This window comes from Mongoliimonas terrestris (assembly GCF_001927285.1).
GTDB lineage: Bacteria > Pseudomonadota > Alphaproteobacteria > Rhizobiales > Pleomorphomonadaceae > Chthonobacter > Chthonobacter terrestris.
The window spans coordinates 50028-65096 of sequence record NZ_MSIG01000014.1; the positions used below are offsets into that span (position 1 = coordinate 50028).

The following is a 15069-nucleotide window of genomic DNA, read 5'->3' on the forward strand; positions in this document are numbered from 1 at the left end:
CAGATATGAAGTCCTGGTTCGTGAAGGCCGGTCTGGCGAGTGTCGTGACGTCGACCCTCGCCGTGACGGCAGCCGCTCAGATCCCCCTTTTCAACGTGGTCACCGGTGAGACGCTCGATCTCACCTATGCGCTGGAGGAGGGGCGCGATACCGACGCGGTCAAGACGTTCCTGTCCACAGGGGTGAACATCTACAACGAGAACCCCGAGTTCCTGCCCAAGGGCGAAGAGATCTACCTGATGGCCTGCTCGGGCTGTCACGGTCATCACGCCGAGGGCAAGATCGGGCCGGGCCTCAACGACAGCTACTGGACGTACACCGGCAACGACACCGACGAAGGTCTGTTCCGCACCGTGTTCGGCGGCGCCCAGGGTCAGATGGGGCCCCAGTACGGCCACCTGACCCTCGACGAGATGCTGCTCTCCATGGCCTGGGTCCGGCACATCTACACCGGCGATCCGAGCACGGCCACCTGGCTGACGCCGGAGCAGCGGACGACCTTCAAGCCCTATCCGAAGACCCATCCGGATCCCAACGGCTGAGCCGGATCGACGACCGCGAGGGGCCGCCCGGCCCCTTCGGCGGCGGGGCGGATGTCACCCCGCCATCTCCGGGAACGGTCGGGTCCACGCCCGACCGTCGCTCCGGACATGAAGGGCCGCGGACCGCCCGCGGTCCGAAGCCTGAAGAAGACGCATCGCCAAAGGAGGAAAAACCCATGAGGATCGTCGCCACCGCCGTCGTCGCCGCCGTCATCGCCCTGTCGGGCGTCGCCACCGCGTCCGCCTACGACGGCACCAACTGCAAGGCGCCGGGCAACTGCTGGGAGCCGAAGCCCGGCTACCCGGACAAGGTCGAGGGGTCCAAGTACGACCCGCAGCACGACCCGATGGAGCTGAACAAGCAGTCCGAGTCCATCAAGGCCATGGAGGAGCGCAACGCCCTTCGCGTCGCGCACTTCAAGAAGTCCGGCGAATTCGTCTACGACGTCAAGAAGATCCCGGCGCCCTGATTGCTCTTGCCGGTGGGGAGAGTGGCCCGGGTCTCCCTCGTCCCGGGCTGCGCGCGCAGCTCCCCGCCGGTTCGCCGAGGACGGGTCGTCCGCGGACACGCAGGCATCAAGACCGTTTCCGTCTCTCCCTAGACCACACGAAACGCTCTGCCGCGCCCGCGGATGACCCGTTCCCGGTAACCGCTGTTCCAAGGTCGGAAAGCCCATGCTCACGCCTGCTTCGACCCCCATCGATCTGGCCGCATGGCGGTCCCGGGCGCTCGCTTTCGAGCGCGCCGTGAAGACCGCCGTGCTCGGCCAGGACGGAGCCGTTCGCCTGATGACCATCGCGGTGCTCTGCCGTGGCCATGTGCTCCTGGAAGGCGACGTCGGCGTCGGCAAGACCACCCTGCTCAGGGCCGTGGCCCGGGCGCTCGGCGGCCCCTACGAGCGGATCGAAGGCACGGTCGACCTGATGCCGAACGACGTGGTCTACGCCGCCTTCGTCGGCGAGGACGGCCGGCCGCGGGTGGAGCCCGGCCCCATGCTGCGCCACGGCGAGGACCTGTCCGTCTTCTTCTTCAACGAGATCAACCGGGCGCGGCCCGAGGTGCACGCGCTTCTCCTGCGCGCCATGGCCGAGCGCAGCCTCACCGCCTTCCGCCGCGAATGGAGCTTCCCGCACCTCCAGGTGTTCGCCGACCGCAACCGGGTGGAGCGCGAGGAGACGTTCGAACTGCCGGCCGCTGCCCGCGACCGCTTCTTCATGGAGATCGCCATCGCCGCGCCCGCCGAGCCGGAACTGCGCCGCCGGCTGGTGTTCGACAGTCGCTATCACGACACCGACCGGCTGGTGGAGACGGTGCCGGAGGCCGTGGTGGACTTCCGTGGCCTTGCGGCGTTGGCCTCCGCCATCCAGGAGGCCGTGCACGCCGCCCCGGCGATCGAGACCTACGTGTTCGACCTTTGGGAGGCCCTCCGCGCGCCGGCCGGTGCCGGCCTTATCGTTCCGGGCGTCGCGATGGACCGGCTCGTCCAGGGCGGCGCGAGCCCGCGCGGCGTCTCCGCCCTGGTGCGGGCCTCCCGCGCCCACGCCTTCCTGGACGGTCGCGACTTCGTGGACCCGCGCGACGTGGCGGCCGTGTTCGGCCCCGTCATGGCCCACCGCATCTTCCTGTCCGCCGCCTACGAGAGCCGGCGCGACAGTGTCGTCCCGGCCCTCCTTGAGGCCGCCTTCGCCCACGTTCCCGTGCCGCGGTGAGGGCCGTCATGCCGGATCGCGACCCGCTGGAAGCCTTCGCCGATCTGGATGTCCGGGCCCGCGGCCGGCTGTTCGCCGTGCGCCCAGGCCGGCACCGCAGCCGCGGCCTCGGCACCGGCGGCGCCTTCGCCACGCTCGTGTCGCTGCTCGACCATCCGGACCCGCGCCGCATCGACGTGCGGGCAAGCCTCGCCGATCCGTTCGAGACCGTCCTGGTCCGCCGTCATCGGCAGGCCGTGGCCGCCAAGGTGGTGGTGATCCTCGACACCTCCGGCTCCATGACCGCCACCGGCCGGGTCGACCGGTCGGCCGTCGCCCGCCTTCTCGTGGCGGGCTTCGCCCGCGCGGTGGAGCGCTCGTCCGACGCCTTTGGCCTCCTCACCGGCGCGGCGGACGGGGAGGCGGTCTGGCCGCCGGCACGCCGCCGCGGCCTTGCCGCGGCGGTGGCGGCGACGCTCGCCGGCACGACCTTTACCGGCGACGGGCTGGACCGCCTCGACGCCGCCATCGCGCGGCTCCCCGCCGGTCGTGCGGTCGTCTTCCTGGTGTCGGACTTCACCCAGCCGCTCGCCTGGCTTGCCGAACGCCTCGACCGCCTGGCCGGCCACGACGTGCGCCCCATCGTTCTTCGCGACACCGCCCTGGAAGCTCCGGACCCGCGCTTCGGCCTCGTCGAACTCGCCGACCTGGAGCGGCGCCGGAAGCGGCTCGTCCTGATGCGCCCGAGCCTCGCCCGCCGCTGGCAGGAGGCCGCGGCGGCCCGGCGCGCCGCGCTCGGCGCCCTCTTCGACGATCACGACTGCGCGGCCTTCGACGTGGTCGACCAGATCGACGTGGAACGGCTGCTGGAAGCCCTGCTCGAAACCGGGGGGCGGGCATGAGGCGGTTCGCGGCGCCCCTTCTCCTCGCCGCGCTGGTCGGCCTGTCCGCCACCGGCGCCGCACGCCCTGCCGAACCGGAGGTGCGGCTCGACCTGCCGCGCGACCACGGCTGGTGGATCGGCGACGTGCTCGCCATGGCGGCCGAGATCACCGTGGACGCCGACCTGGTGCTCGACCCGGCCTCGCTGCCTCGGCCGCGCACGGTCGACTACTGGCTGGAACTCCGCGCCGCCGATCTCCTCGACGGTGGCGTCCGCGACGGCCGGCGGACCTACCGGCTCAGCCTGGAATACCAGACCTTCTATGCCCCGCTGGAGCCGAAGGCGATGACCGTGCCACCGGTCGTCCTTGCCTTCCGCGCCGGGGGCGACCCGGTCACCGTCACCGTACCGCCGTGGCGCTTCGTCACCGCGCCGGTGCGCGAGATCCTCGCGCCGACGTCGCCGGCGGCGCTGCGCGACCCGCGCGCGCCCCAGGTGGTCGACACCCTCCCGGCGCAGGTCCGCGCCGGGTCGGCCCTTGCGGTGACGGCGCTCGCGGGCGGCCTCTTTGCCTGGCACCGCAACCTGCCGCCGTTCCGGCGCCGCGACCGGCCCTTCGCCGACGCCGCCCGGGCCCTCCGGCGCACCCGCAAGGCACCGGACGGTCCGGACCGTCGGCGCGCCGCGTTGATCGTCCTCCATCGGGCCTTCGACCGGGCGTTCGGCCGCCGCATGGGCGCGGCGGACGTGGCCGCTTTCGTCACCGCAAAGCCCGCCTTCATGCCGCTCGGGGAGCGGATCGCGGCCTTCTTCGAGGCCTCCCGCGCGGTCTTTTTCGCCGCCACCCCGACCGACGGGGCGACGTCCGAAGACGACCTTCGCGCCTTCGCCGAAGCCCTCGCGGCCGTGGAAAGGAGGCGCCCATGATCGCCTTCGACCGGCCGTGGCTGCTCCTCCTGCTCCTGCCGGCCATCCTTCTGCCGCTCCTGGTGCGCCAGCCGTCGCCGTCCGGCGTGCCGGATCTCGGCCTCGTCGTCGCCGATCCGCTCTCCACCGCCGTGGCGGTCGCGCTCCGTGCGGCCGGGATGATCGCGCTCGCGGCGCTCGTCCTTGCCGTCGCCGGCCCGGGCGTCGGCGGGGGCACGGTCACCCGCGAGGGCATCGGCGCCAACATTGTCTTCCTGTTCGACCGGTCGTCGAGCATGGACAACAGCTTCGCCGACCGGCTGCCGAACAGCGACGAGGAATCCAAGGCGACCGTCGCCAAGCGCCTGATCCTGGAGTTCCTGGACCGGCGCCCGCGCGACCGCATCGGCGTCGCGGCCTTTTCCACCACGCCCATGATGGTGATGGGCATCAACGACCACCTGAACGCCGTGCGCGGCGCCGTGGCGGCCATCGACAAGCCGGGCCTCGCCCACACCGACGTCGGCCGCGGCCTGATCCTGGCGCTCGACATGTTCGGCGAACGGACCGGCGGCGAATCCCGCGCCCTGATCCTGGTGTCGGACGGCGCCGGCGTGATCGGCCGCGAGGTGCAGGACGCCCTTCGCGCGGCGGTGAAGCGCAGCCCCGCCAACCTCTACTGGCTCTTCATCCGCTCCAAGGGCAGCTACGGCCTTTTCGAGGTGCCGGAACGCAAGTCCGACGACACGCCGCGCGCCCGTCCGGAGCGCCACCTTCACCTGTTCCTGCAGTCGCTCGGCATTCCCTACAGGGCCCTTGAGGCCCAGTCGCCGGAGGCCATCGGCGAGGCGATCGCCGAGATCGACCGGCTGGAATCCAAGCCCATCACCTATGTGGAGACGACGCCGCGCACAGCCCTCGCGCCCTACCTCTACGCCGTCGCTGTGGCGGCCCTTGCGGCCCTCGCCGCGGCGGTCACGTTGGAGCGGGGCCTCGTCTCCGCCGGCCAAGGCCTCCTGCCGCCGCTCCGGCGGGCGGACGGTGCCCCATGACGGCGATCACGCTCCGCCGGGCGATCGGCCCCGTCCTCGTCGTCCGTGGCTGGCTGGTCGGGACGGTGCTCGTCCTCGTCGCCCTCATCGGCCTCGGCCTAGCGCTCGCCGACCTCGCCTTCGTGGTCGAGCAGAAGCGGGCCAACCAGCTCATTCGCGACCTTGCGGCCGGCCGCGACGTGGCCGTCGAGCCCGGCGACGGCGCGGAAGCCCTTTATGCCCGCGTCCGCTTTCTCACCGAGCGCGGCTTCGTCGACGAGGCCGAGGCGCTCATCGAACCCATCGTGGCGTCCGGCAAAACGTCTCTTGCGGCGGCCACCTACCAGAGCGTCGGCAACGCGCGGTTGCTGCTCGCGTTCGAGGCCGGCGAGCGGCAGGACGTGGATGGCGCCGTCCCCCAGGTGACCCTTGCCAAGGACGCTTACCGGCGGGCGTTGACCCTCACCCCGGACGACTTTGACCTCAAGGTCAACCTGGACCTTGCCAGCCGGCTGGTGCGCGACTTCCCCGACAACGGGGAAGGGGAGGGCGAGGAGGAACCCGACGCCAAGCCGAAGAACCTCTGGACCGAGCTTCCCGGCGTGCCGGAGGGGTTGCCATGACCCTTCGCGCCGCTCGCTTCGCCCTCTTCCTCGCCGCCGCCGCCCTCGCGCTCGCGGCGGCGTTCCGCCCCTCGGCGGAACGGGAGACGGCGACCTACGAGATCATGCTGGTGGTCGACATCACCCGCAGCATGAACGCCCGCGACTACACCCTCGACGGCGCGCCGGCGAGCCGCCTCCAGGTCATCCGCGCCCGGCTGCCGGCGCTGGTGGCGGCGCTGCCCTGCGGCTCCAAGGTCGGGCTCTCCATCTTCACCGAACGGCGCGCCTTCACGATCTTCGACCCGGTGGAGGTGTGCGATGCCTACCACGTGGTGACCGAGAGCATCGCCGCGCTCGACTGGCGCATGGCCTGGGAGGGCGACAGCCGGGTGGCCGAGGGTCTCTTCCACGCCATCGGCATGGCGGATAACCGGGGCTACGACCTCGTCTTCCTCACCGATGGGCAGGAGGCGCCGCCGCCGCCGTGGACCGGCGGCGCGACCTTCGAGGGCGAGACCGGCCGCGTCGCCGGCCTCGTCGTCGGTGTCGGCGGGCGCACGCCGGTCCCGATCCCCAAGTTCGACGATCGCGGCCGGGAGATCGGCTTCTACGCCATGGAGGAGATCCCCCAGGAATCCCGAGTCGGCGCCCCGCCGCCCGGCGCGGAGACCCGCGAGGGCTGGCATCCACGCAACAACCCGTTCGGCGAGATGCCGCCCGGCACCGAGCACCTGACCGCCGTTCGCGAGAGCCACCTCGCGGATCTCGCCCGCCAGGTGGGCTTTTCCTATGCGCCGCTCGGCACCGGCGCTGACCTTGCCGCCGCCGTGGCGGGCGCCGCACGGCCGCACCCGATCGTCACCCTCACCGACCTTTCTCCCCTCGCCGGCGCCGCCGCCCTCGGCGTCGCGACGCTCGCCCTCTTGGCCCGCCTCCTCGCGGGCCTCTTCTCGACCATGAAAGGCAGATCCTTGACCCGTCCGGAGTTTCTTCTCGTCGCCGCCGCGCTCCTCGTCGCCTCCGCCGCACCGGCGGCGGCGCACGGTCCCACCCCGCAGAAGGTCGCCGAAGCTATCGACATCGCCGTCCCGTGCGAACTCATCTGGTCCAAGCTGCGCGACTTCGGATCGATCGGCGACTGGCATCCCGGCCTTATGAAGGTCGAGGCGACCGGGGCCTCCGAGCGCGGCGCCACCCGAACCATCACCCTTCTCAACGGCGAGACCGTGGTGGAGAAGCTCGACGAAGTGAACGGCGACCTGCAGTCCATGTCCTACCGGCTCTCCACGGAGAACCTGAAGGCCCTGCCGGTCAGCTTCTACACCGCCAAGATGACCGTCAGCCGCCCGGAAGGGGGCGCCAGCTGCCGGGTGGACTGGGAGGGACGCTTCTACCGCGGCGACACCACCAACGAGCCGCCGCCGGAGCTCAACGACGAGGCGGCCGTCACCGCCATGACGGACTTCTTCAAGGTGGGCCTCACCGGCCTGAAGGAGGCCATGGAGTGACCCGCGCGCTCGCCGTTCTGGCTCTCTTTTCGGCGCTGGCCGTGCCGGTGCTCGCGCTCGCCTCGACCACGGCGCTCGCCGCGGCCGAGACGGTCGCCGTGCCCGGTTCGCGTCCGGCGTTCGTCTCGGTGAGCCAGGCGGCGGGGCTCCTCACCGGCCATGACGACACCGGCGCCATGATCGGCAAGGTCGCGCTCGATCGGGCGCCCGCCGTGCCGGTGGTGACCGCCGACGGCGGCCGGGCCTATGTGAGCCAGCCGGAGCTCGGCACCATCGCGGTCGTGGATCTCGCCACCTGGACGCGCGGCGAGACCCTCACGGTCGGCGGCCAGCCGTTCGGCCTGGCGCTCACCCGCGACGGCCGCCTTCTCGTTGCCGACTGGAGCGGCAACCGCCTGGTGGAGATCCGCCTCGCCGACGGCGCCATCCGCGCCGTCCCGGTCGGCCACGCGCCGTCTGCGGTCGTCCTCTCCGCCGACGAGGCCTTCGCCTACACCGTCGACCGGGAGAGCGACGCGGTCTCCGTCGTCGACCTCGCGGCCTTGCAGGTGACGGAGACCATCGACGTTGGCCGCGCCCCGTTCGCCGCCGCGCTCGCTCCGGACGGCCGGCGTCTCTTCGTCGCGAACGTGCAGAGCGCCGACCTCTCGGTGATCGACCTTCGCTTCGCCCGCGAGATCGCCCGCGTGCCGATCGGCGGCATGCCCTACGGCGTCGCCATCGACCCGGCGAGCGGCCGGGTGGCGGTGACCGACCAGGAGGGCGGCCGTCTCGTTTTCGTGGAGTCCCGGTCGCTGGCGCTCGGCGGCGTCGCCACCGTCGGCGACTATGCCGAGGGCGTCGCTGCGCTCTCCGGCGGCGTGTTCGCCGTCGCCAACTGGTTCTCCGACAGCCTCACCCTCGTCGACCCGGGCGGGTCCGAGCCCGTCCGCCACGTGCCGGTCCCCGAGGGGCCGCGCATGCTCGCCGTCGTTCCGCAGTGACCGGAGTCCCCTCCATGTCGAGGTGCCTGAATATTCTTCTCGTCCTTGCCCTCCTCGTCCCGATCGGGACGGGGCTCACCGGGGCGGCCCGCGGTGAAACCATTGTGGAGGCGCGCCAGCGGCTGATGGTCTCCATCGTCCGGGCCACCAAGGTGCCGCGCGCGATGGTGGCCGGCGAGGCGCCGTTCGACGAGGCCGCCGTCAAGGCCGCCGTCAAGCAGGTGCTGGAGGCGACCGCCGTCATGCCGCGCCTCTTCCCGGACGGCTCCTTGGACGCGACCTCCACGGCCCTGCCGGCCATCTTCGAGAACCGCGCCGATTTCGAGATCCGCCTCCTGGAGCTGGAGAAGGCCGCCGTCGCGCTGGCGTTCGCCGCCAAGCAGGGGCCGGAGGACTTCAAGTTCGCCTTCTCCGAATACGAGGCGTCCTGCGACAGCTGCCACGCGAAATACCGCAAACCGGAATGACGCTGCGGGGGCGTCGTCCCCTGCCAACATGTGGTGAGTAGACCGCCATGGCCGAGACCCTTGATCCCGAAGCCCCGGCCGCCAAGCCGAAGCGGCCCCGTCGTCCGACCGCGCGCCGCGCCGCCGGCGTGATGCCCGTCCCGGACGAGGCCCCGACGGCCGATGCCGCCGCGCCGGCCGCCTCGGCTGAGGCGGAGAGCCCGTCGCCGGTGGAAGCGCCCGCCGCCGCAGCCGCCCCCCCGCGAACGGAAGCGGCTCCGGCTGCCGAACCGTCATCCTGGCAGCGCGCCGCAGCCGCACTTCGCGACGCCGCGCACGCGGCCGTTCGGCGGATCGCCCCGCTCGGCGCCCACGTCGGGACCCGCGCGCTCGCCGTCGCCCGCGCCGGGGCGAAAGGCGCTGGCCGCCTTGGGAGCCATGCCGCCGTCGCCGTCGCGCGGATCGGACCTGCATTCCGGCGCGATCCGCGCCGGGCCGGCTTTGCCGCCCTTGCCGGTGTCGGCGTCCTGGCGCTCGTCGGCTTCCTCGCCGTCATGGTCTGGCAGGAGACCACCGGCACCGCCATCGTCGCGCGTGCCCCGGCGCCCGCCATCGCGCCGTCCTCTGTCGCGGCGCGAAACGCCCCGGCAATCGCCCCGCCGTCCGAAGGCGCCGGCCTAGCCGCCGGCGCCCCGCCGCGCCCGGTCCCCTTGCCGAACGGCGTCGCCATCTCCGATCCGGTCGAGCGTCTCGTGACGACCGGCAGCACTGCGCGCTTCGCCGGCGGCGCCCTCCAGGTGGAGGTCTCGATGATCTCCCCGAGCGGTGGCGCCGTCCGGGCGAGCCTCAACGGCGGGCCCCTGGAAACCCTCGACGAGGGCGTGCCGGTCATCGTTTACGCCGGACCGGACGTGTGCAGCGTCACGCTTGCCGGCATCACCCGCGGCGTCGGCCGGATCGCGGCCGCCTGCTCCGGCGGTGCCGGCACGCGGCTCGGCGCGGAGGCCGCCGTGGAAGCGGAACTTGCCCCGCACCGCTCCGTCCGCGTCCAGCCGGGCGAGACCGCGTCCTTCCTCGACGAGACGGTCGACATCTACATGGGCTCCGTCACGCCGGGCGGCGCGGCCGTTCGCCTGTCGATCGACGGCGGCGTCCTGGAGGCGATGCCGGTCGGCGGCGCCAAGGTGTTCACCGCCGGCGACACGCTCTGCGCCCTCACCGTGCGGGCCGCCGATCCGGCGGGCGCGGACCTTTCGGTCGCCTGCTTCGGCCGCCTCGCCGGCCCGGCCACCGTGGCCGGCGCGGAGGGCGTCTCCAACCGGGTGCGGGCGGAGGTGATGCCGCAGAAGCGCGTCAGCCTCCTTGGCGACCGTGTCCGGATCGCCCTCTCCATGGTCTCGCCGGACGGCGAGGCGGTCCGCTGGTCGCTGAACGACGGCGGCCTCAGGACCACCGTCTTCGGTGAGCCCGCGGCGGTGCGCGTCGGCGACGGCGCCTGCGCCGTCACGCCGCTCGCCCGCACCGACGCCGGTGTGCGCATCAAGGCCGCCTGCGACGACGCCGCCATGAAGGCGCGGCTGCAGATCACCGCGTCCGAGACCATCGGCGAGGTGATGCCCGGTGCCTCCACGCGCCTCATCGACGGCAAGGTCAAGCTCGGCTTGTCCATGATCTCGCCGGACGGCGAGGCGGTGCGGCTCGCCATCAACGACGGCGACCTCCGCACCCTGGAGCGCAACGCCCCGGTGTCGCTCGACTACGGCGCCGGCCTCTGCTCGGTGGAGTATGCCGGCCGCGCCCCGTCCGGCGCCGCCCGGATCCGGGCCGCCTGCGACGCCGCTGCGCTCGCCTCCGACATCCTCATCCCGGAGCGGACCGAGCGGGCGGTGCTCTCGCCCGGCGACAGCCGCCTTCTCCTGGAAGGCCGGCTCGCCGTCCGTCTCTCCATGATCTCGCCGGACGGCGAGGCCATCCGCTTCTCCGCCAACGGCGGCGACCTGCGCACCGCCGACCAGGGCAAGCCGATCCGCTTCCCCGGCATCGAGGGGGCGTGCGAACTCACCTATCTCGGCCGCGAAGGCACGCGCGCCGTCATGAAGGCCGGCTGCGACGCGGCGGCGCTCGCCCGGCCGCCCTTCCTGCCGGTCCGGACCGAGCGGCTGGACGTCGGCGTGGCGGATCCCCGCCAGCTCCAGTCCGGGCGGCTGTCGCTCAACGTCAACATGATCTCCCCGGATCGTCGGGCGCTCCGCATCGACGTCAACGGCGGCGGGCTGAAGACCCTGGAGCGCGGCCGGCCGCTCATCGTGCCAGTCGGGCGCGGCGCCTGCCAGATCGGCTTCCTCTCCTACACGAACGGCATGGCGCTTCTGGAGGCCGGCTGCGACGCGGGCGCCTTCGAGCGGGCGCCGGTGCCGCCGAACCTCGCCGAGGACGTGGACCTCGTCTACCGCACGCCCGTCGCCCTCTTCGATGGCCGCATGACGGTGGACCTTTCCATGATCGCGCCCGGCCGCGACGCGGTCCGTGTGGCGGTGGACGGCAAGCTCGCCACCCTGGAAGCCGACAAGCCGCTCACCTTCCCCATGGAGGGCGAATCCTGCGGGCTCGTCCTCACCGGCATCGGTGCGGACGACCGGGCGCGCCTGCGCGTCGGGTGCGGTGCGGGCCTGAAGGCGGTGGTCAAGGCCGGACCGATCCCGCCGGAGACCGCGCGCATCGCCACCGGCGAAACCGCCCGTCTCCTCGCCGGAGCCGTTGCGCTCAAGCTGGAGATGATCTCGCCGAGCCGCACGGGCCTGCGCGTCTCCATCGACGGCGCCAAGGTGTCGAGCCTCGATCGCGGCGTACCCCGCACCATCGACCTCGACGGCCGGCCCTGCATCATCGATTTCCGGGGCGTCGACCGCACCGGACCCGTGGAACAGGCCATCGTGGAAGGACGCTGCGAATGACCCTCGCCGGACCGCAACAGGACGGGGCCGTCTCGCCGCCCGCCCGGATCGACCCGCCGCCCTTGACCGCTTCGCCTGCCCCGGCCGAACGCCCGGCCCGCAGTCTCGTCGCACCGGCCGATTCCGTGCCGGCGCCCGACGCGGCGAGGCCAGCGCCCGCGTCTCCAGAGGGTGAGGTGTCCGCCGCGCCCGAGCCGCCGCCTGCCGCGCCCGAACAGACGCCCATGGCCCCAAAGCCTCGGGCCGCCAGATCCAGAGCCGCCCGCGCAGGCAAGGCCGCGCCTGCCGCCGCGCCAGCGAGCCCGTCGCCCGCGGCGAATCTTGCCCCCGCGCGGGGCCGCAAGGCGCCACCCGCCGAACCAACCCCATCCGCCACCCCACGGCCGCGGCGCGTGCGCGAAAAACCGGTTTCCGGCCCCACGCAACCGCTGGCAGCCCCGCCGGAAACGGCCGCCGCGCCCCCGCCGACGCCGGCGCTGGAAGTCGACGCCGTCTCCTTCGCCTACCGGTCCCGCAAGGTGCTCGACACGCTCTCCTTCCGGGTGGAGCGCGGCCGCTTCACGGCCCTCCTCGGCCCGAACGGTGCCGGCAAGACCACGCTCTTCGCCCTCGTCACTCGCCTCTTCGACAGCCCGGAAGGCGTGATCTGCATCATGGGCAAGGACCCCCGGCGCGACGGCGCGGCGGCCCTCGGGCCGCTCGGCGTGGTGTTCCAGAGCGAAACCCTCGACCTCGACCTCACGGTCCGGCAGAACCTCCATTACTTCGCCGCCCTGCACGGATTGCGTGCCCGCGAGGCGACCGCCCGGATCGAGGCAGAGCTTGCCGCCGTCGACATGGCCGAGAAGATCGACGTGCGCGTCCGCGACCTCAACGGCGGCCACCGGCGCCGGGTGGAGATCGCCCGCGCGCTCCTGCACGGGCCGGACCTCCTTCTCCTCGACGAACCGACCGTCGGGCTCGACGTGCCGAGCCGCCGGGCCATCGTGGAGCGCGTCCATGCGCTCGCCCGGGACCGCAACGTCGGCGTCCTCTGGACCACGCACCTGATCGACGAGGTGGATCCGGGCGACGCGCTGATCGTGCTCCACAAAGGCCGCATCGTCGCCGACGGACAGGCCGCCGACGTGGTCCGCGCCTCCGGCCAGGACACGCTCGCCGCGGCCTTCGATGCCCTCACCGCCGCCGAGGAGACCGGTCGATGACCACGCTCGCCTACGGCCTTGCCGCCAAGGCCATCGTCTGGCGCGAGATGCTGCGCTTCGTGCACCAGCGCGAGCGCTTCCTGTCGGCGCTCGTCCGGCCGCTCATCTGGCTGATCGCCTTCGGCGCCGGCTTTCGGGGCATTCTCGGCCTGCCGGTGCAGGCGCCCTACCCAACTTATGTGAGCTACGAGGTCTACATGGTGCCGGGGTTGATCGCCATGATCCAGCTCTTCAACGGCATGCAGTCCTCCCTCTCCATGGTCTACGACCGCGAGATGGGCTCCATGCGGGTGCTGCTCACCGCCCCGCTGCCGCGCCCGGCCATCCTGGCCGTCAAGCTGATGGCCGGCACGCTGGTGTCCGTCTTCCAGGTCTATGCCTTCCTCGCCGTCGCGGCGGCCTTCGGCATCGTGGCGCCCACCGCCGGTTATCTCACGCTCATGCCCGCGCTCCTCCTCACCGGCATGATGTTCGGCGCGGTCGGCATGCTCCTGTCCTCCACCGTCCGGCAGTTGGAGAACTTCGCCGGCGTCATGAACTTCGTCATCTTCCCGGCCTTCTTCTTCTCCTCGGCCCTCTACCCGATCTGGAAGATGCGCGAGAACAGCGAGGTGATCGCCTGGGTCTGCCTGGTCAACCCGTTCACCCACGCGGTGGAGTTTCTCCGCTTCTCCCTCTACGCCACCATGAACTGGACCATGCTTACGCTGGTGCTTTGCGTCTTCGCCGTCACCTTCCTTCTCGCTGTGCGCGGCTACGATCCGGGCAAGGGCCTTCGGACCAAGGGGAGGGCGGGCTGATGGTTCGGACAACACCACGGCCTTCGCGATCCGGCAGCCGCTCCCCCAAGGGACTGACGGCCGTTCTTTCCGCCGCCACCTTCTTCGTGGTGTGGACCCTCGCGGCGATCGCCATCGAGCGCAACGTGCTGCCGCCGCCCTGGGTCGTGGCGGCCTCCATGGTGGACGAGGCGGTCTCGGGCGATCTCTTCTTCCACCTCTCCGCCACCCTCTCCCGCGTGATCGCCGCCTTCGTCCTCGCTATGAGCCTCGGCACCGCCATCGGCTTCCTGATGGGCCGCTACCGGGCCATCGACAGCGTGCTCGACGTCTGGCTGATCGTGCTCCTCAATCTGCCGGCCCTCGTCGTCATCATCCTCGCCTACGTGTGGTTCGGCCTCACCGAGGCGGCGGCCATCGGCGCCGTTGCGCTCAACAAGCTGCCGAACGTCATCGTCACCATCCGCGAAGGCGCCCGCGCCTTCGATCCGGAACTCGACCAGATGGCGCGCGCCTTCCGGCTCGGCTGGCGCAAGCGCCTGTTCGACGTGCTCCTGCCGCAGCTGCAGCCCTATGTGGCGGCGGCCTCCCGGTCCGGTCTCTCGCTCGTCTGGAAGATCGTCCTCGTGGTGGAACTGCTCGGCCGCTCCAACGGCGTCGGCTTCCAGCTCTCCATGTATTTCCAGCTCTTCGACGTGGCCACCATCCTCGCCTACGCGATCAGCTTCATCATGGTCATGCTCGCCATCGAGATCCTGATCGTGCAGCCCCTCGAACTCAGAGCGAACCGCTGGCGTGTCCGTACCCATTGATCTCCACGTGGCCCGCAAGGTCTACCGCGGCGCCGAGGGCGGCACGGTGGAAGCCGTGCGCGACCTGTCGCTCTTCGTTCCGGCCGGCGGCTTCACCGCGCTCATCGGCCCGTCCGGCTGCGGCAAGACCACGTCGCTGCGCATCCTCGCCGGGCTCGACACCGACTTCGAGGGCACCATCGGCCTGCCGAGCGAGACCCGGATCGGCTTCGTCTTCCAGGAACCGCGCCTCCTGCCCTGGCGGACGGTGGAGGCCAACATGCGCCTCGTCCACGAGAAGCCGGACGCCTTCGACCCGACGCCGCTCTTCGCCGACCTCGGCCTCATGGAGATGCGCAACCGCTACCCGACCGAGCTTTCCCTCGGCCTTGCCCGCAGGGTGTCGCTCGGCCGGGCGCTCGCCATCAACCCGGACGTGCTCATCCTCGACGAGCCGCTCACATCGCTCGACGAGACCACCGCGCTCCGGCTCCGGCAGCTGATCGTCAAGGTCTGGCAGAAGCGTCGGCCGACCACGCTGATGGTCACCCACAACGTGCGCGAGGCGCTGCAGATCGCCGAGCGCATCCTGCTCCTGGCACCTCGGCCGTCCCGCGTGGTCACCGAGATCCGGCTCGACCGGCCGCAGGAGGAGCGCGACGAGGCCTATGTGGAGGCGATGCGGTCCACTCTCGTCCGCGACTGGCCGCTTCTGGTGGCGTGAGCCGCTCCCGCCCGCCGGGCGAA

15 protein-coding genes are annotated in these 15069 nt (G+C 72.0%); all 15 read left to right on the forward strand.

The genetic code is table 11. The features are described from left to right. Window positions 1-5: 5 nt before the first annotated feature. Window positions 6-542 carry a cytochrome c(L), periplasmic gene (moxG, locus tag BUQ68_RS17850; protein ID WP_075217371.1) on the forward strand — a complete coding sequence of 179 codons (537 nt, stop codon included), beginning with the start codon at window positions 6-8 and terminating at the stop codon, window positions 540-542. A gap of 176 nt (window positions 543-718) precedes the next feature. Then, complete coding sequence (locus BUQ68_RS17855; RefSeq protein WP_075217372.1) at window positions 719-1012, forward strand: methanol dehydrogenase [cytochrome c] subunit; 294 nt, start codon at window positions 719-721, stop codon at window positions 1010-1012. Window positions 1013-1217: 205 nt separating this feature from the next. Next, window positions 1218-2252 (forward strand): AAA family ATPase, encoded by a 1035-nt coding sequence (locus BUQ68_RS17860; protein WP_075217373.1) that lies wholly within the window; start codon window positions 1218-1220, stop codon window positions 2250-2252. A gap of 8 nt (window positions 2253-2260) precedes the next feature. Continuing rightward, window positions 2261-3133 carry a DUF58 domain-containing protein gene (locus tag BUQ68_RS17865; RefSeq protein ID WP_075217374.1) on the forward strand — a complete coding sequence of 291 codons (873 nt, stop codon included), beginning with the start codon at window positions 2261-2263 and terminating at the stop codon, window positions 3131-3133. Further along, window positions 3130-4041 (forward strand): hypothetical protein, encoded by a 912-nt coding sequence (locus tag BUQ68_RS17870; RefSeq protein ID WP_075217375.1) that lies wholly within the window; start codon window positions 3130-3132, stop codon window positions 4039-4041. Before BUQ68_RS17865 ends, BUQ68_RS17870 begins: the two co-directional genes overlap by 4 nt. Next, entirely contained in the window at window positions 4038-5072 is a 1035-nt protein-coding gene (locus BUQ68_RS17875; RefSeq protein WP_075217376.1) for a vWA domain-containing protein, read from the forward strand. The genes BUQ68_RS17870 and BUQ68_RS17875 overlap by 4 nt, the downstream gene beginning before the upstream one ends. Continuing rightward, window positions 5069-5674 (forward strand): hypothetical protein, encoded by a 606-nt coding sequence (locus BUQ68_RS17880; RefSeq protein ID WP_075217377.1) that lies wholly within the window; start codon window positions 5069-5071, stop codon window positions 5672-5674. Before BUQ68_RS17875 ends, BUQ68_RS17880 begins: the two co-directional genes overlap by 4 nt. Continuing rightward, on the forward strand, window positions 5671-7164 hold the full coding sequence (locus tag BUQ68_RS24490; protein ID WP_075217378.1) for an SRPBCC family protein: 1494 nt from the start codon (window positions 5671-5673) through the stop codon (window positions 7162-7164). The genes BUQ68_RS17880 and BUQ68_RS24490 overlap by 4 nt, the downstream gene beginning before the upstream one ends. Next, window positions 7161-8147, forward strand: coding sequence for a YncE family protein (locus BUQ68_RS17890; RefSeq protein WP_083656689.1), 987 nt, complete (start codon window positions 7161-7163; stop codon window positions 8145-8147). The genes BUQ68_RS24490 and BUQ68_RS17890 overlap by 4 nt, the downstream gene beginning before the upstream one ends. Before the next feature lie 14 nt (window positions 8148-8161). Beyond that, window positions 8162-8614 (forward strand): c-type cytochrome, encoded by a 453-nt coding sequence (locus BUQ68_RS17895; protein WP_075217379.1) that lies wholly within the window; start codon window positions 8162-8164, stop codon window positions 8612-8614. A 47-nt stretch (window positions 8615-8661) separates the two neighbouring features. Continuing rightward, window positions 8662-11547, forward strand: coding sequence for a hypothetical protein (locus BUQ68_RS17900; RefSeq protein WP_075217380.1), 2886 nt, complete (start codon window positions 8662-8664; stop codon window positions 11545-11547). A gap of 476 nt (window positions 11548-12023) precedes the next feature. Then, window positions 12024-12752: an ATP-binding cassette domain-containing protein gene (locus BUQ68_RS17905; RefSeq protein ID WP_245293306.1), complete on the forward strand. Its 729-nt coding sequence runs from the start codon at window positions 12024-12026 to the stop codon at window positions 12750-12752. Then, a complete protein-coding gene (locus BUQ68_RS17910; RefSeq protein WP_075217381.1) occupies window positions 12749-13552 on the forward strand; it encodes an ABC transporter permease in 804 nt (267 codons plus the stop codon). Before BUQ68_RS17905 ends, BUQ68_RS17910 begins: the two co-directional genes overlap by 4 nt. Continuing rightward, window positions 13552-14343 carry an ABC transporter permease gene (locus BUQ68_RS17915; protein ID WP_083656691.1) on the forward strand — a complete coding sequence of 264 codons (792 nt, stop codon included), beginning with the start codon at window positions 13552-13554 and terminating at the stop codon, window positions 14341-14343. The genes BUQ68_RS17910 and BUQ68_RS17915 overlap by 1 nt, the downstream gene beginning before the upstream one ends. Next, entirely contained in the window at window positions 14327-15046 is a 720-nt protein-coding gene (locus tag BUQ68_RS17920) for an ABC transporter ATP-binding protein (RefSeq protein ID WP_075217382.1), read from the forward strand. Before BUQ68_RS17915 ends, BUQ68_RS17920 begins: the two co-directional genes overlap by 17 nt. Window positions 15047-15069: the final 23 nt, after the last annotated feature.